Source organism: Burkholderia sp. SIMBA_062 (genome assembly GCF_046534765.1).
Taxonomy (GTDB): Bacteria; Pseudomonadota; Gammaproteobacteria; order Burkholderiales; family Burkholderiaceae; genus Burkholderia; species Burkholderia ambifaria.
The window spans coordinates 29,602-53,032 of sequence record NZ_JAWRYD010000040.1; the positions used below are offsets into that span (position 1 = coordinate 29,602).

At 64.2% G+C, this 23,431-nt stretch carries 16 protein-coding genes and 1 pseudogene; 13 read left to right on the forward strand and 4 right to left on the reverse strand.

Translation table 11 applies throughout. The features are described 5' to 3' along the window. The first annotated feature begins 222 nt into the window (after nucleotides 1-222). The 3 genes from SB786_RS30790 to SB786_RS30800 are packed head-to-tail and all read left to right on the forward strand — an operon-like array spanning nucleotide 223 to nucleotide 8,566. Nucleotides 223-3,396, forward strand: a complete 3,174-nt coding sequence (locus tag SB786_RS30790; protein WP_410730754.1) for a type VI secretion system Vgr family protein — start codon at nucleotides 223-225, stop codon at nucleotides 3,394-3,396. Between the two features lie 49 nt (nucleotides 3,397-3,445). Next, on the forward strand, nucleotides 3,446-8,101 hold the full coding sequence (locus SB786_RS30795) for an RHS repeat-associated core domain-containing protein (protein ID WP_410730755.1): 4,656 nt from the start codon (nucleotides 3,446-3,448) through the stop codon (nucleotides 8,099-8,101). 9 nt (nucleotides 8,102-8,110) lie between these two features. Continuing rightward, entirely contained in the window at nucleotides 8,111-8,566 is a 456-nt protein-coding gene (locus tag SB786_RS30800) for a hypothetical protein (RefSeq protein ID WP_410730756.1), read from the forward strand. Between the two features lie 114 nt (nucleotides 8,567-8,680). Here SB786_RS30800 and SB786_RS30805 read toward each other — a convergent pair. Beyond that, nucleotides 8,681-9,863 (reverse strand): annotated as a pseudogene (locus SB786_RS30805) (IS256 family transposase). Between SB786_RS30805 and SB786_RS30810 the strand changes: the two are divergent. Both SB786_RS30810 and SB786_RS30815 read left to right on the forward strand, forming a co-directional pair. Beyond that, entirely contained in the window at nucleotides 9,762-9,977 is a 216-nt protein-coding gene (locus tag SB786_RS30810; RefSeq protein WP_410730774.1) for a hypothetical protein, read from the forward strand. The pseudogene SB786_RS30805 and the gene SB786_RS30810 overlap by 102 nt on opposite strands. Nucleotides 9,978-10,269: 292 nt before the next feature. After that, entirely contained in the window at nucleotides 10,270-10,587 is a 318-nt protein-coding gene (locus SB786_RS30815; protein ID WP_410730757.1) for a hypothetical protein, read from the forward strand. An 82-nt stretch (nucleotides 10,588-10,669) separates the two neighbouring features. On the opposite strand, the gene icmH is transcribed toward SB786_RS30815, so the two are convergent. From icmH to tssJ, 3 genes are all read right to left on the reverse strand, one after another. Next, the gene (icmH, locus tag SB786_RS30820) at nucleotides 10,670-11,452 is read right to left on the reverse strand and encodes a type IVB secretion system protein IcmH/DotU (protein ID WP_410730758.1); all 783 of its coding nucleotides are present in this window, start codon (nucleotides 11,450-11,452) and stop codon (nucleotides 10,670-10,672) included. Next, entirely contained in the window at nucleotides 11,449-12,795 is a 1,347-nt protein-coding gene (gene tssK, locus SB786_RS30825; protein ID WP_410730759.1) for a type VI secretion system baseplate subunit TssK, read from the reverse strand. The genes icmH and tssK overlap by 4 nt, the downstream gene beginning before the upstream one ends. 105 nt (nucleotides 12,796-12,900) lie before the next feature. Next, entirely contained in the window at nucleotides 12,901-13,512 is a 612-nt protein-coding gene (gene tssJ / locus SB786_RS30830; protein ID WP_034176290.1) for a type VI secretion system lipoprotein TssJ, read from the reverse strand. A gap of 375 nt (nucleotides 13,513-13,887) precedes the next feature. Here tssJ and SB786_RS30835 point away from each other — a divergent pair, with 375 nt between their 5' ends. The 8 genes from SB786_RS30835 (at nucleotide 13,888) to tssH (ending at nucleotide 23,407) form a co-directional block, all read left to right on the forward strand. Then, a complete protein-coding gene (locus tag SB786_RS30835; protein ID WP_410730760.1) occupies nucleotides 13,888-14,529 on the forward strand; it encodes a tetratricopeptide repeat protein in 642 nt (213 codons plus the stop codon). 44 nt (nucleotides 14,530-14,573) lie between these two features. Further along, nucleotides 14,574-15,089 carry a type VI secretion system contractile sheath small subunit gene (gene tssB, locus SB786_RS30840; protein ID WP_410730761.1) on the forward strand — a complete coding sequence of 172 codons (516 nt, stop codon included), beginning with the start codon at nucleotides 14,574-14,576 and terminating at the stop codon, nucleotides 15,087-15,089. 15 nt (nucleotides 15,090-15,104) lie between these two features. Then, entirely contained in the window at nucleotides 15,105-16,595 is a 1,491-nt protein-coding gene (gene tssC / locus SB786_RS30845) for a type VI secretion system contractile sheath large subunit (protein WP_006751237.1), read from the forward strand. A 70-nt stretch (nucleotides 16,596-16,665) separates the two neighbouring features. After that, on the forward strand, nucleotides 16,666-17,169 hold the full coding sequence (locus tag SB786_RS30850; RefSeq protein WP_006477093.1) for an Hcp family type VI secretion system effector: 504 nt from the start codon (nucleotides 16,666-16,668) through the stop codon (nucleotides 17,167-17,169). A gap of 62 nt (nucleotides 17,170-17,231) precedes the next feature. Then, nucleotides 17,232-17,717: a type VI secretion system baseplate subunit TssE gene (tssE, locus tag SB786_RS30855; RefSeq protein ID WP_410730762.1), complete on the forward strand. Its 486-nt coding sequence runs from the start codon at nucleotides 17,232-17,234 to the stop codon at nucleotides 17,715-17,717. 77 nt (nucleotides 17,718-17,794) lie between these two features. Next, nucleotides 17,795-19,630, forward strand: a complete 1,836-nt coding sequence (tssF, locus tag SB786_RS30860; protein ID WP_011655824.1) for a type VI secretion system baseplate subunit TssF — start codon at nucleotides 17,795-17,797, stop codon at nucleotides 19,628-19,630. After that, complete coding sequence (gene tssG, locus SB786_RS30865) at nucleotides 19,594-20,694, forward strand: type VI secretion system baseplate subunit TssG (protein WP_410730763.1); 1,101 nt, start codon at nucleotides 19,594-19,596, stop codon at nucleotides 20,692-20,694. The genes tssF and tssG overlap by 37 nt, the downstream gene beginning before the upstream one ends. A gap of 43 nt (nucleotides 20,695-20,737) precedes the next feature. Continuing rightward, nucleotides 20,738-23,407: a type VI secretion system ATPase TssH gene (tssH, locus tag SB786_RS30870; RefSeq protein WP_410730764.1), complete on the forward strand. Its 2,670-nt coding sequence runs from the start codon at nucleotides 20,738-20,740 to the stop codon at nucleotides 23,405-23,407. Nucleotides 23,408-23,431: the final 24 nt, after the last annotated feature.

Consider the following 23,431-nt stretch of genomic DNA (forward strand, 5'->3'; position numbering starts at 1 on the left):
GCAACCGGCGCGCGCCGGAAGTCGAATTGGCCCTGATTGCAATGGATTTCAGCGGGGGGGCGGTGGCAATGCATGACGGCGCCGCATCTGATGTGTTTAGAAATGCGCTTTTAAATCAGGGGCATTTTGCCTTGCGTGCCGTAATTTGTCTGTAAAATCGCGCGTGCGAAATCGCATAGCGCGCCATCCGAGGGCGCGTCACAAGAAGAAAAGGCCGTTGCCATGAACATGCAGAACACGATTGCCGCATTGCGCGGCGGGTTGCTTCAGCAGGACCGGCTGCTGAAGCTCGATACGCCATTGGGGGCCAACGCGCTGACCGTGCAGCGCGCGGTCGGCCGTGCGCGCATCGGGCGCGCATACGAATTCACGCTCGACGTGCTTTCCGTCGATGGCGATCTGGAACTCAAAAAACTGATCGCGCAGCCCGTCACGTTGTGGCTCCAGCAGGGCGATCGCAGCTACCGGCCGGTCAACGGCTACGTCCATACCGCGCGCCGCCTCGGCGCCGACGGCGGGCTCACGACCTATCAGCTCACGTTCGCCGATTTCACCCATTTCCTGAAGTTTCGTCGCGACCAGCGCGTCTGGAACGACACGAGCGTCGACCAGATCATCAGCGATGTGCTGAATCAGCATCCGCAGGCGCAGGGGCATTTTCGGTTCGCGCTGTCGAAGTCGCTGCCGAGCCGGTCATACACGCGTCAGCACGACACCGACTGGCATTTCGTGCACCGGTTGATGGAGAGCGAGGGCCTCTACAGCACATGGCAGCAGGCCGACGACGGCAAGTCCCATACGCTCGTGATCACCGACGACCTGCAGGCGTTCGTGCCGCTGTCGCCGGAGATGGTGCGCTTCTATCGCGGCGGCGCGGCGAGCGAAGCCGACGCGTTCACGCAATGGTCGGGCACGCGCACGCTGCAGAGCGTGACGCGGACGACACGCACGTTCGACTACAAGAATCCATCGCAACCGTCGAACCCGAAGGGCACGACGCTGCCGACGATGGGTGGTCAAGGCGAATTGCCCGATCAGCTCGAAGTCTATGAGTACACCGGGGCGTACACGTATCTGGACCAGTCGCGCGGCGACCATCTGACGAAGATCCGGATGGAGGAATGGGAGTCGCAGGCGAAGCGCTTCCATGGCGCGGGCGGCGTGCGCGCGATCGATGCCGGCCGGCGCTTCGTGCTGTCGGATCATCCCGAGCACGATCGCGATCCGGCAGATCAGCGCGAGTTCGCGACGATCGGCGTCGAATGGTGGATCGAGAACAACTTGCCCGTGGCAAGCAGCAGCGCGGACTTTCCATACAGCCTGCGCGAAGCGTTGACGCAGGCGCAGGATGGCTACGGCGCCGATCCCGCGTTTCGCGTGCCGCACGATGACGGCTCGGTCGGCTTCTACCTCGTCGAAGTCGAAGCGCAGCGCGTCAGCGTGCCGTATCGCAGCCCGTTCGAACACGAAAAGCCGCAGATGCATCTCGAGACGGCGATCGTCGTGGGGCCGCAGGGCGAGGAAGTCTATACCGATGAGTTGAACCGGATCCGCGTGCAGTTCGTGTGGGACCGTCTGAACCCGGGCAACGAGAACGCGTCGTGCTGGGTGCGCGTGGTGCAGTCGGATACCGGTGGCGGCTACGGCGGCGTACATGTGCCGCGCATCGGCGAGGAAGTACTGATCGACTATGTCGGCGGCGATTGCGACCGGCCGCTCGCAGTCGGACGCGTGTACAACGGCGCGAACCAGCCGCAGTGGCATAGCGACGGGATTCTGTCCGGATATCGGTCGAAAGAGTATTCGGGCGGCGGCTACAACCAGCTCGTGATGGACGACGCGACCGGACAGAACCGCGTGCAGTTGATGAGCAGCAGCGCGAACAGCCTGCTGCATCTGGGCTACATCATCGACCAGAACGGCAATTCGCGCGGGTCATATCTCGGCAGCGGGTTCGACCTGCGATCGGATGCGTATGGCGCGGTGCGGGCGAGCCAGGGCATGTACGTCACCACCCATCCGAAGGCGCCGAACAGCCAGCCGCTCGACGTGAAGGAAGCGCAGCAGCAGCTCGTGACGGGCGAGAGCCTGGTCGAGGCGATGTCGGGCGTGAGCGAGCAGCATCAGGCCGAGAGCATGAAGGACGCGCAAGACACGATGCGCGCGTTCACCGACGCAACGCAGAACAACGTATCGGGCAGCACGTCGGGCGGGCGCACGGCAGGCGGCGGCACGGGCAACGCGAACGCATTCAAGGAGCCGGTGATGCTGTTCGGCAGCCCGTCCGGGATCGGGATGTCGACGCAACAGTCGCTGCACATGGTCGCGAACGATCACGTGAACGTCGCGAGCGGACAGAGCGTGCATGTCGCGGCGGGCAAGTCGCTGATCGGCAGTATCGGGCAGAAGCTGAGCCTGTTCGTGCAGAACGCGGGGATGAAGCTGTTCGCGGGCAAGGGCAAGGTCGAGATCCAGGCGCAGTCGGATAACGTCGAGGTGACCGCTCAGAAGGCGGTGAAGGTAGTGTCCGCAACCGATAGGATCGAGATCGCGGCCGATCAGGGGATTCTGTTGACCAGCGGCGGCGGGTATATCCGCATCCAGGGCGGCAACATCGAGATTCATACGCCGGGCGCGGTGGATGTGAAGGGCGCGTCGCATACGTTCGCGGGGCCGGCGAGCATGGGCTATCCGCTGCCGAGCCCGCGTCCGGATCAGCCGGGGCAGCTCGAGCTGTTTCACAAGTACGTGAACGGCGAGGCCGTGAAGGGTGGGTTGTTCACGGTGAAAGACGTGAACGGCGCCGTGCTGAAGAAAGGCGCGCTCGACGGCAGCGGCTATACGGTCGTGAGCGGTTTGCCGCCGGGCGCGGTGCGCGTCGAGTTCGGGAAGGACCCGCGCGAGTCGGATCAGCCGGCGAATTACTTCAAGCAGGCGAAGTGGCCGGCCGAGCCGGTCGAGCCGTCGCCGGAAGCCGCGCAGGCAGCGGCGAGCGGTCAGCTTGCGAGCCAGTTGCAGGGAGTGGCGCCTGCGGCAACCACGGCGGCGATGGGGCTCGCCAGCGGCGGCAGCGCGGGCGCTGCGCTCGGCGGGCTCGCGAGTTCCGCATTGCCCGCTGCCGCGAGTGCGCTCGGCGGAGCGGGCGTCGCGTCGGCGTTGCAGACGGCCTCCAGCCTGAACGGTGCCGCGAAGCAGGTGGCCGGGATGGTGCAGGCCGCACGTCAGGGTGGGCTTGCGGCGCTGGCTGCGCCGGCCGCGAATGCCGCGTCCGGGGCGCTGCAGGGTGCGTTGCCGGGCGTCGCTGGAGTCGCGGGCAAGGGCGCCACGACGGTGGCATCGGCCGCGGGCGGCATGAGGCTGCCGACCCCCGGGTTTGGCGGACCGCTGAAATCCTGAGAGGGCGGCTTGTCAGCCGTCTAAAAAAACGAATTCAACGAAGAACGACATGGCACAACAACTTCCACCGGGCGCTGAGAAGGAACAGGCCGTTACCTGGCTCAGCGATGTTTCCCCCAAGGATGTCGCCGCGGGCGGCAACCGCTTCGATGCGTGGTTGCGGCGGATCAGCGGCGATCACATCACGTTCGAGGACGTGAAGACGTTTGCCGGCGCGGTGCCGATCGTCGGCAACATCATGGCGATGGTCGACGCGCTCGGCGATATTGCCGAGATCGTCGAGAAGCGCGGCGGTCAGGTGCTCGACTATATGAGCCTCGCGATCAACCTGCTCGGCATCATTCCGATTCCGCCGACGCTCGCGCCGTTCCGGATGTCGGCGCGGCCGCTGCTCGCGCTCGTTCGTCACGAATTGCTGGCGACGCGCAACAATCTCGGCGCGGCGATCATCTCCGTGCTGGTCACGCATATCAACGCGACTTGCGCGACCGAGATCGAGGATTTTCTCAACAAGCTGAAGGCTGGCCTCGTCGAGCTGCTCGACGGATGCGCATCGAAAGCCGAGGAGATCATGCTCGCGCTCGCGACCGGCATGGACAAGGCGCTGCACGGGCAGCTCTTCGACGCGAACGCCAATCTGAGGCGCCAGCAGCAGCTCGCCAAAAAGATGGCGGACGACCGGCCGTGGTACAGCCCGAGCCGCGTCGGCGACGGCATCCAGTTCGCGTACGAGGGCACCAAGGCGCTCGGGAAGAAGGCCGTGAACAAGACGGCGGGCACCATGGCGACGCTCGCGCCCGACGCATGGCTCGAGCCGTTTCGCGGCACGGTGACGTTCCTGCGGACCGAGGCGCCGAAGATCGCGACGTCGATCCGTTCGCTTGCCGGCAGCGAAGAAGGCAAGATGATGTGGCTGGTCTTGCAGCTGATGGAGGCAGTCGCGCGCGTCAAGGCACGCGCGAAGCTCCATGAGCAGAGTGCGGACGTCAAGGCGGCAGGGACGAGCCAGGCGAAGAAGACGCGCGGGCAGGAGGGGCTGGAGAAAACCAACGGCCAAGCACCGGCCGAAGGGCCGGGGAAGAGCGCGTGCAAGGCTTGCGGCGTCGGGGCATCGCCCGCATCGATCGATTTCGCGTTCGGTGACGAAACGTTCGCGCATGTCGATTTCGACCTGCCGGGCGCGCTGCCGCTCGTCTGGGAGCGTACATACCGTTCCCGGCTGTCCGCGTATGACGACGGCGAACTGGGGGCGCGCTGGATCACCCCCTATACGACGCGCATCGACATCAAGAACGGTCAGTGGATCTATCGCGATGCGGAAGGGCGCAGCATCGAGTATCCGGCGCTTGCGGCCGGCGCGGTGCACGACGATCTGTCGGAGAACCTGACGCTGTCACGGCTCGACGATACGTGGGTGACGATCGCATACGGCCATGCCGTGCTGCATGTGTACGAGCGCCGCGGCGACGTGTTCCGGCTCGCGATGCAGAAAGACCGCGCCGGAAATACGATCACGCTCGACTACGATGCGCTTGATCGCCTCGCGCGCCTCATCGACGCTAGCGGCAACGTGCTCGCGTTCGAGCACGACAAGCATGGCCGGATCGTGCAGATCGAGCACGTGCTCAAGGACGGTGCGCGTCGCACGCTGGCGCGCTACGAGTACGACGCGGCCGGCGACCTCGTGCGCGCGGTCGATCGTCATGGCAATGCAAGGACGTATCAATATCGTCGCCACCTTGTGACGCGCTATACCGATCGCACCGGGCGCGGGATGACGCTCGAATGGGATGGCGCGGATGCCGAAGACAACGCGGACGCCAAATGTATCCGTGAATATGCCGATGACGGGAGCCTCGATCTCCGGCTCGCGTGGAACCCGAATATCCGCCTGACCTATGTGACCGACGCGCTCGGGCAGATGACGCGGTACTACTTCAACATCCACGGTTACGTGTACCGGATCGTGTATCCGGACGGCAACCAGGAGTGGTTCCGGCGTGACGCTCACCACAATCTGGTGCTGCATATCCGGCAGGATGGCAGCATCGAGCGGCGGGAATACGACGCGCGCGGCAATCTGGTCCAGCACGAGCTTGCGGACGGCAGCGTCGTCGCGATGGCATACGACGACAAGGATCAGATGATCCGGCTCGTCGATCCGAACGGACACGTGTGGCAGCGCAAGTACGACGATGCGGGCAACCTCGTCGAGGAGATCGATCCGCTCGAGCACTCGACGAAGTACGAATACAGCGACAAGGGATTGCCGACGCAGATCACCGATGCGAAAGGCGGCTCGAAGGTGCTCGAGTACAACGAGGCGGGTCAGGTCACAAGCTATACGGACTGCTCCGGAAAGAAGACGGAGTGGCGGTACGACGCTATTGGCCGCGTGATCGAGACCAAGGACGCATCCGGTGGCGTGGTTGCCTACGGTTATGGTGCGAATGGCCAATTGACGGAGATTCGTTCGCCGGCCGGTGTCGAACACGTGCAGTACGACGCCGAAGGACGATTGCTCAGGCATACGGATCAACTCAATCGAGCGACGCGATATGGCTACGATGCGGCGGGCCGCATCGCGAGCCGTGCGGATGCGCTCGGTCAGACGCTGGCGTATCGCTACGACCGTCTCGGCCGCTTGAGCGCGCTGACCGACGCCAACTTCGCGACGTACCAGTTCCACTACGATCCGGCGGGGCGGCTGATCGAGGAAGTTGCGTTCGACGGCAAGTCGACGCGCTATCAATACGATCCGGACAGCGGCCGTCTTGTTTCGGTCGACGAGGCCGGTTGCGTGACGTCGATCGAGGTCGACGCGAACGGCCGTCTGCTGAAGCGTGTGGCGGGAGAAAGCGAAGAACGGTTTGCCTACGATCCGATCGGCAGGCTGACCGACGCGGTGAACCGGTACAGCCGCGTGCAGTTCTTCTTCGATCCGGTCGGCAATCTGGTGCGCGAACATCACGCGTACGAGCTGTTCGGCGAACGGCGCAGCTACGTGTGGCATCACGAGTACGACGAACTTGGCAACCGGCGACGTACGGTGCGGCCGGACGGGCATGCCGTCGACTGGTTGATGTACGGTTCCGGCCATGTGCACGGGATGCTGCTCGATGGCGAGGAGCGCGTGCAGTTCGAGCGCGATGACCTTCATCGCGAGACGGTGCGCATGCTGTCGAGCAAGATCGGTCAGCGCACGCACTACGATCCGGCAGGGCGCGTGTTGCAGCAGACGGTTCAACGGTCGACGTCGCCCGCGCCGCTTGCCGAGCGGCGGTATCGCTATGACGCGGCGGGGCAGTTGTCGCGGATCGAGGACAGCCGCAAGGGCGGGACGGACTATCGATACGATCCGGTCGGACGGCTGATCGAGGCGATCAGTCCGGTCGCGAAGGAACGGTTCGCGTTCGATCCGGCGAGCAACATCATCGATCCGGTGCGATCTGCGGAGACGCCGGCCTCTCGGCCGAGCCCGGTGCGGCCGGAAAGCACGTTGCCGGTTGAGGTGCCGAAGGTGCTGGGCAACCTGCTGAAGGCGTATGCGGGGATGCACTTCGAGTACGACGCGCGCGGGAATCTGGTGCGCAAGCGTACGCCGGCGGGTGAGCAGGAATATGAGTGGGACGAGTTCAATCGCTTGCTGTCTGCACGGGTTGCCGAGACGTCGCGGCAGAGTCAGGCGCGGTATTTCTATGACGCGTTTGGTCGGCGCATTGCGAAGGAAGTGAACGGCGAGCGGACGGTGTTCGGGTGGGATGGGGACACGCTGGCGTATGAGAGCGATGGCGAGCGGGGCACGCACTATCTCTACGAGCCAGGGACGTTCGTGCCGCTGGCGCAGTATGTGGCGGGGCCGGTCGACGGGATCGCGACGCCGGAGTGGAAGAGTACCGACCGCTATGTGCCGGAGGAGGATCCGCTGCAGAAGGTGCCGGAGCGGCGGGGCGGCGCGGTGCTGTTCTATTATCACTGTGACCAGATTGGCACGCCGCAACTTCTTACCGATGGCGATGGCGACGTTGTGTGGGAAGCGTCGTACAAGGCTTGGGGGGAAGCGCGGGAGGTGATTGCGCGGGCGTCGAAGGCGGCGGGGATTGTGGTGAGGAATCCGCTGCGATTTCAGGGGCAGCAGGTTGATGATGAGACGGGGCTGCATTACAACCGGTATCGGTACTATGATCCGAGTAGCAGCCGGTTCGTCAGCAAGGACCCGATCGGCCTCGCAGGCGGGGACAACGTCTATCAATACGCGCCGAATCCGGTGGGATGGGTTGATCCACTTGGCTTGGCGCGTTGTCCATGCGATTGCTTAAAGAAGGGAAACCCGGAAGGCAACGGTCCATATCGAGGCGGCTCAAAGGGCGGTATATCGCGGCCTGGGGTAGAGGGGCATCATATGCCTGCCGATGCAGTAACCAAGTCGCAAGATGGATACTTAGGGTATAGGGATGGCCCAGCTATTGCCATGGATCCGACTGACCACGCGGCGACTTCGAGTTATAAGAATTCTGCGGCCGCTCAACAGTATCGAGATCGTTTGGCGACTATGATTGCGTCCGGCAACTATCGCGGCGCGATGGCCACGGAAATTGTTGACGTTCGCCGTGTGGCTCGCTCCGTCGGAGATCCAACCAAGTACAACGAGGCGATGCAAGAAATGCTTGCATATACAAAGTGTCGAGGTATGTTGAAAAAGTGAGGTGATTCAATGGCGGCGAGTTTCTCTTTTGACCAATGGCGTGACCGCTTACATGCTTGTGCGGATTTCGCGAGCGAAGAAAAATGCGATGAATTCTTAGTGCTATTGAAAGCAGCTGAGGAGAACGTGAGCTACGAAGTCGTAGTGGAACTTCTTAGAACGTTCTCGGATGCAGACGATTTTGGAATTCAAGAGCGAACTCGAAATGTCGTGGAGGCAGCCGATCGCCACATATTTTATCCCGCATTGATTCGTGAGCTTGGGGGGATAATTGAGCGAGCTCCCCAAAAACAATGGGCGGTTACGCTTGTGGGAATTGAATTGGAATACGGGGATTTTGAGTTTTTGATGAGAAACGTGTTGCAGTCGAGCGACGAAGAGAGGGCTGAATTTATTTCATTTCTGAAATCTAGTGAATTCATGGGCGAGTATCCGACAGTCTCGAAGTACTTGATTGGTTTGTAGGGGGCGAGTGAAGTGGAGTGGCGGAGCAGTGAGTCGATTTATTAGTGGAGATGCAAGTGATTGCTGTGACGGAACCTGTCCGCATTTTTGTGGGCGAGGCGCTTGAACAGCGCGTTATCCGCGCGCCTGCATAAATCGCTCGCCGAACAGGATAGCAAACTGGTTCATCGCTGATTTCCGGTCGAAAGCGGCCCGCACAGTCTTGGCCAGTACGTTGCGCAGCGCCAGCCAGAGCAGCTTGATCGCCGCCTCGTCATTCGGGAAGTGACCACGCGTCTTGATGATCTTGCGCAGTTGCATGTTCAGACTTTCAATGGCATTTGTTGTGTACACAACCCGCCGAATCTCCGGCGGAAACACGTAGAACGGCACGACGTGCTCCCACGCGCGTTGCCACGACTGCACGATCGTCGGGTACTTCGCGCCCCAAGGTCCGTCGGCGAAGTCTTGCAGCGCCTGCCTTGCCGCCTCTTCGCTGGCAGCCGCGTAGATCGGGCGCAGCGCTGTGGCGAGCGCCTTACGGTCCTTGTAGCTGGCGTATTCGAGGCTGTTGCGGATCAGATGCACGATGCAGGTCTGAACGGTGGTCCGCGGATAGGCCGCGCTGATGGCTTCGGCCAGCCCCTTCAAGCCATCGACCACGGCGATCAGGATGTCCTGGCAGCCGCGCGTCTTCAGCTCGTTGAACACCTTGAGCCAGAACTTGGCGCCCTCGGTCTGCTCGATCCAGAGGCCCAGCACGTCACGCTGTCCGTCGGCCTGGATGCCCAAGGCCAGATAGACGGCCTTGTTGCTGACTACGCCGTCGTCGCGGATCTTGACCCGCAGCGCGTCGAAGAACACCACCGGATACATTGGCTCGAGCGGACGGTTCTGCCAGCTCAGGGCCTCGGCCATCACTTCGTCGGTGACCGAGCTGATGAAGTCGGGCGACACTTCGGTGCCGTAGTGCTCGGCCAGAAACCCTTGAATCTCGCGCACGCTCATGCCACGCGTATATCGCAATGATGCGTTCGTCGAAGCCGGTAAAGCGGCGCTCGTGCTTCGGAATCAGGATCGGCTCGAAGCTGCCGTCACGGTCACGAGGCACGTCGACCCGGACCGGGCCGCGATCGGTGATGACCGTCTTGCCGCTGGCGCCGTTGCGCTCGTTGACCTGCCCGGGCGGCTTGGGCTGGCCAGACGGGTAGCCTAGATGCAGATTCATCTCGGCGCCCATTGCGCGTTCGATGATCGCTTTGTTGAACGCCAGCATCAGATCCTGGACCTCGGTTGGCGTCATCGGCCCCTTGACCAACTGGTCCAGCAGTTCCTTGGGCAGTTCAGGCAGCGGCCCGCGGGCCGCTGCCTGACGCGCTACGGTTTGTCTTTTCTTCTTCATCGGCATATCCATGACTTTTACTCCGCATGATATGCCTCGCCCACGAAATCACGGATAGGTCCGAAGAGCGCCATGACTCAGTTCGCGCCGGTTTATACGGAACGATTCAACAATGGACTCTGAACTCAGCCCGCCTCGCACACGAAATTCCGGATACCTCTTCCCGCGGTGTTGTCGTCGAGCCAATCCCTTCGGCACTCGCACGACACAGGATAACCAAGCCCGACCAATTTCCCCGTCGTGGAATCGGCATAATGACGGCCTGCCAACGTGACACTGCGGCACCCAGCAAAAACTCATCCTCGTTACCACCGCACTACCCATGTCGACCATCACCGCGGCCACCGCGTCGCTGAAGCACATTCTCGAACACCCGGGCGACTTCTCCGGATGGCTGTGTCTGCCGCCGACACCATGGACGCTCGATACAGAGGGCGCGTTCACCGAAGACGCCGACCACACTGAAGCCGACACGCCACCCGCCACCGCCCCGCACCCCGGCTGGCGCGTGACGCTGAGCAGCGCGACGATCGAGGACATCGTGATCAACGCACATGACCAGGTCGACGAACCAACGGTCGCGCAATTGTTCGATGCATTCGTGTTCTACGTCGACAACGATGAGTTCATCCTGCTCTGACGACGCGCGCCACGCGCCACAGTAAAAAAGGACCGCCGAGCGGTCCTTCTTTCATGAATCGACAACGTCCATACGAAGCCCCTCAAGGTAACGAAATCGTCAAATTCGCAGACTCCGGTCCGACCTTGACGACTTGCGAATAAGGCGCTAACGCCTGCAACGTCTTGTCCTTCAGATACGTATTGAGCCCGAGATACCCGAGCAGGGCCACAAGCGCGAACACCGCCCCGATCGCCCAAACCGGCACCTCGCGCTTCAACCGATGCGCGATCTGATCGGGCAGCGGCCAATGCGGCGCGAACGGCGCGCGCTTGCCTTTCATATGCGCGATCTCGTCGCCCAGCCGCGCAGTGAGGTAAGCCAGCTTCTCCGGCCCTTCGAGCAGATACTTGCCCTGGAAGCCGAGCAGCAGGCACATGTGAAACACCTCGAGCGACTGCAACCGCGCCGCGCCCTGCGCGCGACAATCCTCGAGATACTGAAAGAACTTCTCCCCCGCGAGCTGCTCGCCGAACAGCACGAGCTGCAGCGGCCGGCGCTCCCAGTCGGCCCGGATCTTGAACTGCGACGACAGCACCATTTCATCGACCGCCGCGCAATACGCGAACTTCGCGCCGTACACGTCCTCCGCGGCGATATTCAGCTTCTTCGCGCCGCGCTCGAAATCCGACAGAAATTCCTGGATCTTCGTGCTGAACTCGCTCGCGCTGTCCGGCTCTCGACCGTTCTTCAGCAGGAACAGCATGAAGAACCCGTCGTACAGCAGGTCGACCAGCGAACGGGCCTGGAACGCGGCGTCGGTCGACGCCGGGGTCTGCAACGGTGCCGGCGTGTTGTCGCCGAACAGGGAGGGCGCGTAGCTCATGAGGTGACCGCGATCAGTTCGAATTTCAGGTCATTGATGCCAGTCGGCGCGTAGATCATCGCGGACTGGGCCTGCAGCATGCGCTCGTACAGCGCGCCGCGCGAATCGAGCGAGAAATAGCACGCGCCCGGCCGCACGGGGATCGCGGGCGGCACCTGCGGCGTGTACGACAGCCGCACGCCGGGCATCGCCGACAGCACGAGCTTGTCGACGTCGTCAGGCGCACCGACCTTGAAGCGGGCCGGCACGGCATCGACGAGCTCGACGTTCGGCATGTCCGCGGACACGGCCAGGTAGAACTCGGTCTTGTCGTCGATCTTGCCGGAATCGAGGCGCCCGAGGTGGAACGACGGACGCACCTCGTCGAGCGTGATCGCGAAGTAGCGCGTCGAGATCACTGTGTCGAGCAGCTCGCGCAGCATCAAGTCGAGACGCGCGAAGCTCGGGCCCGGATCGTCATGGCGATACACGGGCAGGTCGGCGAGCGTATAGCCCTTCGAGAACGTCATCAATTGCCCCGCGAGGCGCAGCAGCTCCTGGAACAGTCGTTCCGGATGCAGCGCCGCATGCTGGTGCAAGTGCGCGAGCGTCGCGAATGCGGCGTTCGCGGTGTGCAGCAGCCAGAACGACGCGATGTCGCCCGAGCGGAACTCGATGATGTTCTTCGACGGCTCGCGGTGGAAACCGTACAGCGCGTTGACCTTCGCCTGCAGCGCGTCGACGAGTTGGCGCAACCGCTGGTGCAGGATCGGCGAAGCCTCGATCGCGAGGCACGGCGGCACGAAGTTGTCGTCGATCTCGAAGCCGGACGTCGCGGTGCGGCGCACGCGCACGAGCGGCACCGACAGCAGCTGGTCGCGCGGCTCGCTGTGCGCGATCAGCTTGACCTGCGTCTTCAGGAACGTGATGTCGGCTTCGGCGGCGTCGGTGAAGTTGTCGGCGACGCTCGTCTGCTCGCTGACGAAACGCGTCATGAAGCCGGCGGCCGGGTCGTCGCTGTAGTTGGTGCCGTTCTCGCGCAACGGGTGCAGCGCGAGGTAGAACACGAATTCGTTGATGCCGTCGGGCAGCGTGTCGAGCGCGATCGGCGGCGGCAGAGCGTCGGCCTGCGGCGCGGCATACAGCGCACCGTCCGGGAACACGAGCGCGAGCGCGGCCACGCGCAGCACGTTGCTGCCGAGCGCATCGCGGTCGATGCGCACCGAGCGCAGGCCCCAGTTGTACGGCTGGATCGCCTGGATGGATTCGAACAGGCGCGCCTCGTGGTAGGCGTCCTGCCGCTGAAAGTGTTGAGGCCGGAGGAACAGCCCTTCCCCCCACAGCACCTTGGCCGAATAACTCATGTCAAATCCGGTTAATGTGGCGTTGCGATGTAATCGATGTGGTCATGCCCGAATTAACTCGCCAATTTGTTAACTCTTGTTAATTGACATTCGCGCGTCATGTCTTTAACCGCAGCTGACCGACGAAAGCATATTCAGCGGTTGCGAAGGCGCCCCTTGTTGCGGGGCGATCACGGAGCCATCGGTGACCGTCATCGCGCAATTATGCAGGCCGATGATTATGCCGGATTTCTCCGACTTCGCCGGGTCGAACGTCAGTTTCCATCGCTGGATGGCGGGATCGCGGAACAGCGCGACGATGCCGAATGCCTGCGCTTCGCGCGATACCTTTTCGGTCGCGGTATAGCGCTGGCCCGGAATCAGCGTGATTTCACGCACGTTCAGCAGATCGGCGCCCAGCGCGGCCTTTTCCTTGGTCGGATCGGTGAACGCATCGAACGGCGCCTGCTGGAACGAAGTCGGATCCTTCAGCGCGTAGAGTCTCACCACTAATGCGAGCGGCTTGCGATCGTTCGCGGCATTCAGGTTGGGCGCGGCGGCGAGCGTGAGCCCGATGTTGCGCGGCGGCTTCTGGGCATCGGGCAGCTCGGGCTTGCCGACGCCGGCAGCCTGCAGCACGGCGCTCGCGGCGGAGCCGAGCAGCGGGGCGGCCGCGCAGCCGGCCAGGAGCGCGCAGGCAATCAGCGGCAGCGCATAGCGAATCATTGACGATCTCATCGTATTTCCGGCGTGCCGCCTTTAACTCCCCTGTCAAAACTACCGGGCCTTCCGCGTTCTCCGCGCATGCCCGCCTTATCTGGCGTTCAACTATTAAGCACACGTGCGGCGCATCGCGTCCTCGGAAAATTTTTCCGTCGCCCCGGCGACGCGTGGCCGGCCGAGTAAAACTTGCGCATTCCGGTCGATGGGAAAGCCGCCGCCGGGCCTTTGCCAGAGGCGTTTCGAGGGGTAGCGCCCGGTTTTAAAAGGAATTACTCTGCACGCAGCGATTGAATTATGAAAAATTGATCGGTACTATACCCGCGCGCTTCATGCAAAGCAAAAGAACCAGATTCTCAACGATTTTAATACTCACGCGCCGGTGGATATAAGATGAAAGACCGTCTCTTCGCAAAACTTTCTGGGGTAGTGCTGGCTTGCGGCGTGATCGCCGGTTGCGCGAGCCAGCCGCCGGCGCCGCCGACTGCCGAGGTGTTCAACAAGTCGCTGGCCGATGCGGACGCCGTTGCGAAGTCGGGTGACCAGGACAAGGCGCTCGGCCTGTACCAGCAACTCGCGAAGGCGGATCCGACGCGCGAGGAGCCGTGGTCGCGCATCGCGCAGATCCAGTTTGCGCAGAACCACTATGGCCAGGCGATCGTCGCCGCGCAGGAAGCCCTGCAGCGTGACGCGACCGATCGCCAGGCCAAGAGCGTGCTGGCCGTCGCGGGCCTGCGGATCGCGACGCAGTCGCTCGGCGAGTTGCGCCAGGACTCGTCGCTCGCGGGCGACGCGAAGTCGGACGCGCAGGCGCTCGCGAAGCAGTTGCGCGACACGCTCGGCGAATCGGCGCTGTTCCCGCCGGAGCAACGCGTCACGAAGGCGCGTGCGCCCCGCCGTATCGTTCATCGTCCGAAGGCCGGTGCGGCACCGGCCGCTGAAGCGGCAACGACCGCGCCGACGCCGCCCGCCGCGCCGCAGGCGGCCGCGGGGCAGAAAGGCGGAGCCGATCCGTTCAGCGCGCTGCGCAACTGACCGCAACTGACGCGATAACCACAACTAACCTGGGAGCCGTCGAGATGGCCAAGAAAGAAAGCATTCAGAAAAGCTTGCAGAAAATTCGGCCGCCGCGCGTCCAATTGACCTACGAGGTCGAGAAGGGCGATGCGATCGAGGTGAAGGAACTGCCGTTCGTCGTCGGGGTCGTCGGCGATCTGGCGGGCCAGTCGGAAATCGAGCAGCCGAAGCTGCGCGACCGCAAGTTCGTCAACATCGACCGCGACAACTTCGACGACGTGATGAAGGCGATCGAGCCGCGCGCCGCGTTTCAGGTGGAAAACCGCCTGAGCCCGGAAGGCGGCAAGTTCGCGGTCGACCTGAAGTTCCGTTCGCTGTCGGATTTCAGCCCGGACGAAGTCGTCGAACAGGTCGAGCCGCTGCGCCGCCTGCTCGACGCGCGTTCGAAGCTCGCCGACCTGCGCAACAAGCTCGCCGGCAACGACAAGCTCGAGGATCTGCTGTCGGAAGTGCTGAAGAACACGCAGCAGCTGCAGGAGCTCGCGAAGGGCTCGGGCGGCGACAAAGACGGCGAATGACGACGGAGTATTGAGATGAACCAGCAAACGGCTGCGGCCCAAGCGAGCGGCGCGGAATACGCCGCCGGGACTTCGTTGCTCGACGACATCGTCGAGAAGAGCAAGGTCGCGAAATCCGATTCCGAGCATGCGCGTGCGAAGGACCTGATCGGCGAACTCGTGCACCAGGTGCTCGACGGCACGGTGATCGTGTCGGACAACCTGTCGGCGACGATCGACGCGCGCGTCGCGGAGCTCGACCGGCTGATCTCCACGCAGCTGTCCGCGGTGATGCACGCGCCGGAATTCCAGCGCCTCGAAAGCACGTGGCGCGGGATGGACTATCTGGTCAAGGAAAGCAACACGGGCCAGACGATCAAGATCAAGGCGCTGCACGCCCCGAAGCGCGACCTCGTGCGCGACTTCAAGGGCGCGAGCGAGTTCGACCAGAGCGCGCTGTTCAAGAAGGTCTACGAAGAAGAGTTCGGCACGTTCGGCGGCTCGCCGTTCGGTGCGCTGATCGGCGACTACGAGATCTCGCGCCAGCCGGAAGACATGTACTTCATCGAGCAGATGTCGCACGTCGCGGCCGCCGCGCATGCGCCGTTCATCGCGTCGGCGTCGCCGGAGCTGCTCGGCCTCGAGTCGTTCTCCGATCTCGGCAAGCCGCGCGATCTCGGCAAGGTGTTCGACACGGTCGAATACGCGAAGTGGAAGTCGTTCCGCGATTCCGAGGATTCGCGCTACGTCGGCCTCACGCTGCCGCGCTTCCTCGGCCGCCTGCCGTTCAATCCGAAGGACGGCCAGACCGCGGAGAACTTCAACTTCGTCGAGGATGTGGACGGCACCGAGCACGACAAGTACCTGTGGTGCAACGCGGCGTGGGCGTTCGCGGCACGCCTGACCGCCGCGTTCGACGACTTCGGCTGGTGCGCGGCGATCCGCGGCGTCGAAGGCGGTGGCCTCGTCGAGGATCTGCCCACCCACACGTTCAAGACCGACGACGGTGAAGTCGCGCTGAAGTGCCCGACCGAAATCGCGATCACCGATCGCCGCGAGAAGGAGCTGAGCGACCTCGGCTTCATCCCGCTCGTCCATTGCAAGAACTCGGATTACGCTGCGTTCTTCGCCGCGCAATCGGTGCAGAAACCGAAAAAATACAGCACCGACAGCGCGAATGCGAACGCCGTCCTGTCCGCCCAGCTTCAGTACATCTTCTCGGTATCGCGCGTCGCGCACTACCTGAAGGCGATGATGCGGGACAAGATCGGCAGCTTCGCATCGGCGCAGAACGTGGAGACTTTCCTCAACCGGTGGATTTCGCAGTACGTCCTGCTCGACGACAACGCATCGCAGGAACAGAAGGCGCAATTCCCGCTGCGCGAGGCATCCATACAAGTGTCGGAGATTCCGGGCAAGCCGGGCTCGTATCGTTCGGTCGCGTTCCTGCGCCCGCACTTTCAGCTCGACGAACTCTCGATTTCTCTGCGACTTGTCGCTGATCTGCCCAAACCGGCAAATTCATAAGCGAGTAGATCGCCCGGGCGGGCCGCCTGGGTAGGACGTTAAAACCACCTCTTTGGGGAGTCGAAGGGCCATGTTACATATGCACTTGCAGTTTGGTAGTCCCGCGGTGAAGGGCGAGTCCGCGGACAAGGACCACCAGGGCTGGATCGAGTTGAAATCGTGGGATCACTCGATCGTTCAACCGCGTTCGGCAACCGCATCGACCGCTGGCGGTCACACGATGACGCGTTGCGAGCACGGCGACATGATTTTCACGAAGGAAATCGATTCGTCGAGCCCGCTGCTGTACCAACACGCTTCGGGCGGCACCACGTTCGACGAGGTGACGGTCCATTTCTCGCGCGCTGACGGCGAAGGCAAGCGCGTGCAGTATCTGGAAGTCAAGCTCAAGTACGTGATCATCTCGAGCATCGCCCCGAGCGTTCGCGAAGAAGGTCTGCCGCTCGAGACGTTCTCGCTGAAGTACGCAGCTGTGCAGTGGAAGCAAACCCAGCAGAAGATCGGCGGCAACCAGGGCGGCAACACGCAAGGCGCCTGGAGCCTGACGAAGAACGACAAGACCTACGCGGTCTAAGGTCGGTTGCGGCAACGGGGCGCGCGCGTCCCCGTTGCCGTTTTCGCTGTGCGAGCCGGCTGATGAAACGATTCGAACCCAGTTTTCTCGACAAGCTGTTCGACGACGAACCGCACCTGCCGGCCTCGGCAGCGATGCGGCAATTGTCGCTGGACGAGCTCAAGAACACGGTCGCCCGCGACGTCGAGGCGATCCTCAACACCCGTATCGCGCACACCGAAATCGAGCTGGCCGCGCTGCCGGAATGCCAGAAATCGGTGCTGACCTACGGGCTGAACGATTTCGCGGGGCTGAGCCTCGCGAGCCATTACGACCGCGCGTTCATCTGCAAGTCGATCCAGCAGGCCATTGCGCGCCACGAGCCGCGGTTGCAGCAGGTGCAGGTGACGTTCGAGCTGAACGAACAGTCGACCAACGCGCTTTACTTCGCGATCCAGGCGCTGCTCGTCGTGCATCCGGCCGAGGAGCCGGTGAATTTCGACGCGATGCTGCAGCCGTCGACGCTGCAGTATTCGGTCACGCGCACACGCGCGGCAAGAATGCTGTGAGTCAAGCCGCCGAGCGGGCCGGACCGCCCGGTGGAGGAACAGGGTCCGGCAGGAAATATTGAGGTTCGGGGTCGTCGATGGAAGAATTGCTGCCGTATTACGAGCGCGAATTATCGTTTTTGCGGCGCTATTCGCGAGATTTCGCCGAACGCTATCCGAAGATCGCCGCGCGGCTCGCATTGTCCGGCGAGCACTGCGAGGATCCGCACGTCGAGCGGATGATCGAGTCGTTCGCGCTGCTGGGTGCGCGCATCAACAAGAAGCTCGACGACGACTACCCGGAATTCACCGAAGCGCTGCTGGAAGTGCTGTATCCGCACTACCTGCGGCCGTTCCCGTCGTGCTCGATCGCGCAATTCACGCCGGCTTCGCCGGGCCAGCAGACCGAACCGGTCGTGATCGACCGCGGCACCGAGCTGAAGAGCCGTCCGATCCGCGGCGTGCAGTGCCGGTTCCGCACCGCGTACGACGTGACGCTTGCGCCGATCCGCATTTCGGAAGCGCGCTACATGCCGGTCGCGCTCGCGCCGAGCGCGACGGTGCTGCCGTCCAACGCGACGGGCGTGATCTCGATCACGTTCGAATCGCTCGCCGCGCAGCTCGATCTCGGCGCGCTGAAGCTGCCCACGCTGCGTGCGCACCTGCACGGCGAACAGTCGTTCGTCGCCGCGCTGACCGATTGCCTGTTCGTCAACGTGCTCGGCGCGTATGTCGAGCCTGAGCGCAACGGCCGCTGGACCGCGCTGCGCAAGCTGCCGATCGCGCACGCCGGCTTCGACGAGGACGACGCGCTGATCGACTACCCGGCGAAGTCGCACCCCGCCTATCGCCTGCTCACCGAATACTTCGCGTTCCCCGACAAGTTCGATTTCGTCGATTTCGACGTCGCGGCGATCGCGCGCGCGTCGGGCCGCTGCCAGCGCGCGACGCTGCATCTGGTGCTGCAGGACGTGCGCAGCGATTCGCACGTCGCGCGGCTGCTCGAGTTGCTGACGGCCAGCCATTTCCGGCTGTTCTGCACGCCGATCGTCAACCTGTTCCGCCAGCACGGCGAGCCGATCCGCATCACGCACCGCGCGGTGTCGTACCCGGTGATCGCCGAAGCGCGCCGCGCGTTCGCGTACGAGGTGTACTCGATCGATTCGGTGAAGCTCGTCCGGCAGCAGGCGCACGAGGAATCGGTGATCGAGTTCCGGCCGTTCTATTCGCTGCATCACGGCGAATCGGCGCGGATCGGTCATTACTGGTTCGCGCGCCGCAACGACTGGGTCGCGCAGAAAAGCCCCGGATACGAAACGGAGATCTCGATCGTCGACATCGACTTCGAGCCGACGTCGCCGCAGACCGACACGCTGAGCCTCGACCTCACCTGCACGAACCGCGACCTGCCTTCGATGCTCGCATTCGGCCTCGAAGGCGGCGACCTGTTCCAGGAAGGCGGCGCGCAGACGAGCGGCATCTCGCTGCTGCGGCGCCCGACCCAGAGCGTGCGTTTCGAGCGCGGCCGCGCCGCGCACTGGCGGCTCGTGTCGCACCTCGCGCTGAACCACGTGTCGCTGGTCGCGCACGGGCTCGCGCCGCTCAAGGAAATGCTGACGCTGTACGACCTGCGGCGCACCGCCGTGTCGATGCGCCAGATCGACGGCCTCGCCGGCGTCGAGCAGCGCGGCGCCGTGCAGTGGCTGCCCGGCAAGCCGTTCGCGACCTTCGTGCGCGGCATCGAGATCCGGCTGACGATCGACGAGGAGCACTTCGTCGGCGCGAGCCTCGCGTCGTTCGTGCGCGTGCTCGACAGCTTCTTCGGGCTGTATGTCCACCTCAACAGTTTCGTTCAACTAGTCGTGGTGTCGAAGCGCACCGGCGAGGAGATCATCCGATGCAAGCCCCGAACCGGCGAATCGATCCTGGCGTAGTCGACGCGCTGCTGGACGAGCCGCACCGCTTCGAATTCTTCCAGGCGGTGCGCGTGCTCGAAGGACTGTTCGCGCGGCAGGCGTCCGATGCGCCCGGCGCATGGCGGCACGGCGACGTCGTCGCGCAGCACATCGAATTCCGCAACACGCTGTCGCTCGGCTTTCCGCCGAGCGAGATCGAAGGCGCCCGCTCGTTTCACGACGGCGGCGCGCTGCTCGATTCCGGGGATGAACGCGACGCCGCGCTCGCGGCCGGTGAGCTCGGTCACGTCGAGCTGACGCCCGCGTTCTTCGGGCTGCTCGGCGCTCAGGGCGCGCTGCCGCTGCACTACACCGAGCAGATCGTCGCGCGCGAGCACCTGAAGCGCGACCACGCGGCACGCGCCTTCTTCGACGTGTTCTCGAACCGCGCGACCGCGCTGTTCTACGCGGCGTGGAAGAAATACCGGCTGCCGTTCCATTACGAACTCGATCGCGACGAGCGCTACCTGCCGTTGCTGCTCGCGATCGCCGGCGTGCCGAGCGACGAGATCCGCGACAGCCTCGCGGCCGGCGCGGGCGGCGTGCTCGACGAGGCCGTCGCCGGTTACGCGCTCGCCGCGCGGCACCGGCCGATGTCGGCCGCGTACCTGCAGCGCGCGCTGTCCGACTACTTCCGCGTGCCGGTGAAGATCGACCAGTTCGTCGGCAAATGGTACGACGTGCCGCCCGACCAGTTGAGCGTGCTCGGCGAGGTCAACGCGGTGCTGGGCGCGACGGCGCTCGTGGGCGAACGTGTGTGGCAGCGCGACATGCGCGCGCGGATCGTCGTCGGCCCGCTGTCCAAGCGCGACTACGAGGCATTCCTGCCCGGCGGCGCGCACGCCGTCGCGCTCGAACGGATGCTGACGCTGCTCGCCGGCGTCACGCTCGAATACGAGGTGAAGCTCGTGCTCAAGCGCACCGAGGTGGGCGCGAGCGTGCTCGGCGCGGGCTCGCGGCTCGGCTGGGACGCGTTCCTCTGCACGCGCGACGCGCTTCACGACCGCTCGGACGCCCGCTACGAACTGCACGTGATTCACTGATTCCAAACGACAATAAACACCAATCGAACCTGAGATCGACGCCATGAGCACGCCTCTGAAGACCCTGATCACGAAACTGAATCCGCTGTGCCGGCACGCGACCGAGCGTGCGGCGAGCGCGTGCCTGGCGCGCGGCCATTACGAGGTCGATCTGGAGCATCTGTTTCTCGCGCTGCTCGACGAAGCGACGGGCGACCTGCCGCTCGCACTGCGCGCGAGCCGCGTCGATCCGCATGCGCTGCGTGCCGATCTCGAGCGCGAACTCACACGGCTGAAGACGGGCAACACGCGCACGCCGGTGTTCTCCGTGCATCTGATCGCGCTGTTCGAGCAGGCGTGGCTGATCGCGTCGCTCGATTCGCAGCTCGGTCGCATTCGCTCGGGGCACCTGCTGCTCGCGCTGCTGACCGCGCCCGATCTCGCGCAGTTCGCGCAGCGCATGTCGTCGCAGTTCGCGGAAATGAACGTGACGGACCTGAAGCACAAGTTCGACGAGATCATGGGCGGCTCGAGCGAGGCCGAGCCGCGCCAGCCGGATACGGAAGACGGCGACGTCGCGTCGGCCACCGACGGCGCCGCGCTGGCGGCCGGCCCGTCGAAGACGCCCGCGCTCGACACGTACACGACCAACCTCACGCAGCGTGCGCGCGACGGCAAGATCGACCCGGTGATCGGCCGCGAAGCGGAGATCCGCCAGGCGATCGACATCCTGATGCGCCGCCGCCAGAACAACCCGATCATGACCGGCGAGGCCGGCGTCGGCAAAACGGCGGTCGTCGAAGGGCTCGCGCTGCGGATCGCGGCCGACGACGTGCCGCCGCCGTTGCGCGGCGTCGCGCTGCACGTGCTCGACATGGGGCTGCTGCAGGCCGGCGCGAGCGTGAAGGGCGAGTTCGAGAACCGTCTGAAGAGCGTGATCGACGAGGTGAAGAAGAGCGCGCACCCGATCATCCTGTTCATCGACGAGGCACACACGATCATCGGCGCGGGCGGCCAGGCCGGCCAGAACGACGCGGCGAACCTGCTGAAGCCGGCGCTCGCGCGCGGCGAGCTGCGCACGATTGCCGCGACGACGTGGAGCGAATACAAGAAGTACTTCGAGAAGGATGCGGCGCTTGCGCGGCGTTTCCAGGTCGTGAAGGTCGAGGAGCCGAGCGAGCCGCTCGCGGCCGCGATGCTGCGCGGGATGTCCGGGCTGATGGAGAAGCACTTCAACGTGCGGATTCTCGACGACGCGATCACCGAGGCCGTGCGCCTGTCGCATCGCTACATCAGCGGCCGCCAGCTGCCGGACAAGGCGATCAGCGTGCTCGACACCGCGTGCGCGAAGGTCGCGCTCGCGCACAGCGCGACGCCGGCGGCGATCGACGACACGAAGAAGCGCATCGAGCGCATCGATGCGGAAATCGCATCGCTGGAGCGCGAATCGGCGGGCGGTGCGTCGCACGACGAGCGGCTCGGCGAGCTGCGCGGCGCGCGCGACACGGCGCTCGCGCAATTGACCGAGGACGAGGCGCGTTATGAAGCCGAGCGCGTGATCGTCGCCGAGATCACCGAACTGCGCGACACGCTCGACAAGGCGCGCGGCCCGTCGGAAGACGGCGAGCCGGTCGACGTGCCGGCCACCCGCGAGAAGCTGGCCGAACGCGTCGCGGCGCTGCACGCGCTGCAGGGCGGCGAGCCGATGGTGCCGTTGCAGGTGGACGGCCACGTCGTCGCCGAGATCGTCGCCGCGTGGACCGGCATTCCGCTCGGCCGCATGGTGAAGGACGAGATCGACACCGTGCTGAACCTGCAGCCGCTGCTGAGCGCGCGCGTGATCGGCCAGGACCATGCGCTCGACGCGATCGCGCAGCGCGTGCGCACGGCGACCGCGAACCTCGAGGATCCGAACAAGCCGCGCGGCGTGTTCATGTTCGTCGGGCCGTCGGGCGTCGGCAAGACCGAGACGGCGCTCGCGCTGGCCGACATCCTGTACGGCGGCGAGCGCAAGATGGTCACGATCAACATGAGCGAATACCAGGAAGCGCACAGCGTGTCGGGCCTGAAGGGTTCGCCGCCGGGCTACGTCGGCTACGGCGAGGGCGGCGTGCTGACCGAGGCCGTGCGTCGCAACCCGTATTCCGTCGTGCTGCTCGACGAGGTCGAGAAGGCGCACCCGGACGTGCTCGAAATGTTCTTCCAGGTGTTCGACAAGGGCACGATGGACGACGCTGAAGGGCGCGAGATCGACTTCCGCAACACGCTCATCATCCTGACGTCGAACGTCGGGTCGGCCGCGGTGATGCAGGCGTGCCTGAACAAGCCGGCCGAGGAGCTGCCCGAGCCGGACGCGCTCGCCGAGGCGCTGCGTCCGCAGCTGTACAAGACGTTCAAGCCCGCGTTCCTCGGCCGGATGAAGGTCGTGCCGTACTACCCGATTTCCGACGACGTGCTGGCCGAGATCATCGAGCTGAAGCTCGAACGGATCCGCCGCCGCATCGACGCGAACCACAAGGCCGCATTCGAGTGGGACGAATCGCTCGTCGATGCGGTGCTCGCGCGTTGCACCGAGGTCGACTCGGGCGCCCGCAACGTCGATCACATCCTGAACGGCACGCTGCTGCCGGAGATCGCGGGCCACGTGCTCGGCCGGATCGCCGACGGCGCGGCCATCGCGCGCATCGCGGTGCGCGCGGACGAGGCCGGCGAATTCGCGTACACCGTCGAATGAGCACGGCCGCGCAACACGCATTGA

Coding starts and splice junctions, on each gene's coding strand:
- tssB (WP_410730761.1), top strand. CDS start 14,574: ATGGCCAAGAAAGAAAGCATTCAGAAAAGCTTGCAGAAAATTCGGCCG.
- tssJ (WP_034176290.1), bottom strand. CDS start 13,512: ATGAGATCGTCAATGATTCGCTATGCGCTGCCGCTGATTGCCTGCGCG.
- SB786_RS30800 (WP_410730756.1), top strand. CDS start 8,111: ATGGCGGCGAGTTTCTCTTTTGACCAATGGCGTGACCGCTTACATGCT.
- tssG (WP_410730763.1), top strand. CDS start 19,594: ATGCAAGCCCCGAACCGGCGAATCGATCCTGGCGTAGTCGACGCGCTG.
- SB786_RS30815 (WP_410730757.1), top strand. CDS start 10,270: ATGTCGACCATCACCGCGGCCACCGCGTCGCTGAAGCACATTCTCGAA.
- SB786_RS30810 (WP_410730774.1), top strand. CDS start 9,762: ATGCAGATTCATCTCGGCGCCCATTGCGCGTTCGATGATCGCTTTGTT.
- icmH (WP_410730758.1), bottom strand. CDS start 11,452: ATGAGCTACGCGCCCTCCCTGTTCGGCGACAACACGCCGGCACCGTTG.
- tssC (WP_006751237.1), top strand. CDS start 15,105: ATGAACCAGCAAACGGCTGCGGCCCAAGCGAGCGGCGCGGAATACGCC.
- SB786_RS30795 (WP_410730755.1), top strand. CDS start 3,446: ATGGCACAACAACTTCCACCGGGCGCTGAGAAGGAACAGGCCGTTACC.
- SB786_RS30850 (WP_006477093.1), top strand. CDS start 16,666: ATGTTACATATGCACTTGCAGTTTGGTAGTCCCGCGGTGAAGGGCGAG.
- tssK (WP_410730759.1), bottom strand. CDS start 12,795: ATGAGTTATTCGGCCAAGGTGCTGTGGGGGGAAGGGCTGTTCCTCCGG.
- tssH (WP_410730764.1), top strand. CDS start 20,738: ATGAGCACGCCTCTGAAGACCCTGATCACGAAACTGAATCCGCTGTGC.
- SB786_RS30790 (WP_410730754.1), top strand. CDS start 223: ATGAACATGCAGAACACGATTGCCGCATTGCGCGGCGGGTTGCTTCAG.
- tssE (WP_410730762.1), top strand. CDS start 17,232: ATGAAACGATTCGAACCCAGTTTTCTCGACAAGCTGTTCGACGACGAA.
- SB786_RS30835 (WP_410730760.1), top strand. CDS start 13,888: ATGAAAGACCGTCTCTTCGCAAAACTTTCTGGGGTAGTGCTGGCTTGC.
- tssF (WP_011655824.1), top strand. CDS start 17,795: ATGGAAGAATTGCTGCCGTATTACGAGCGCGAATTATCGTTTTTGCGG.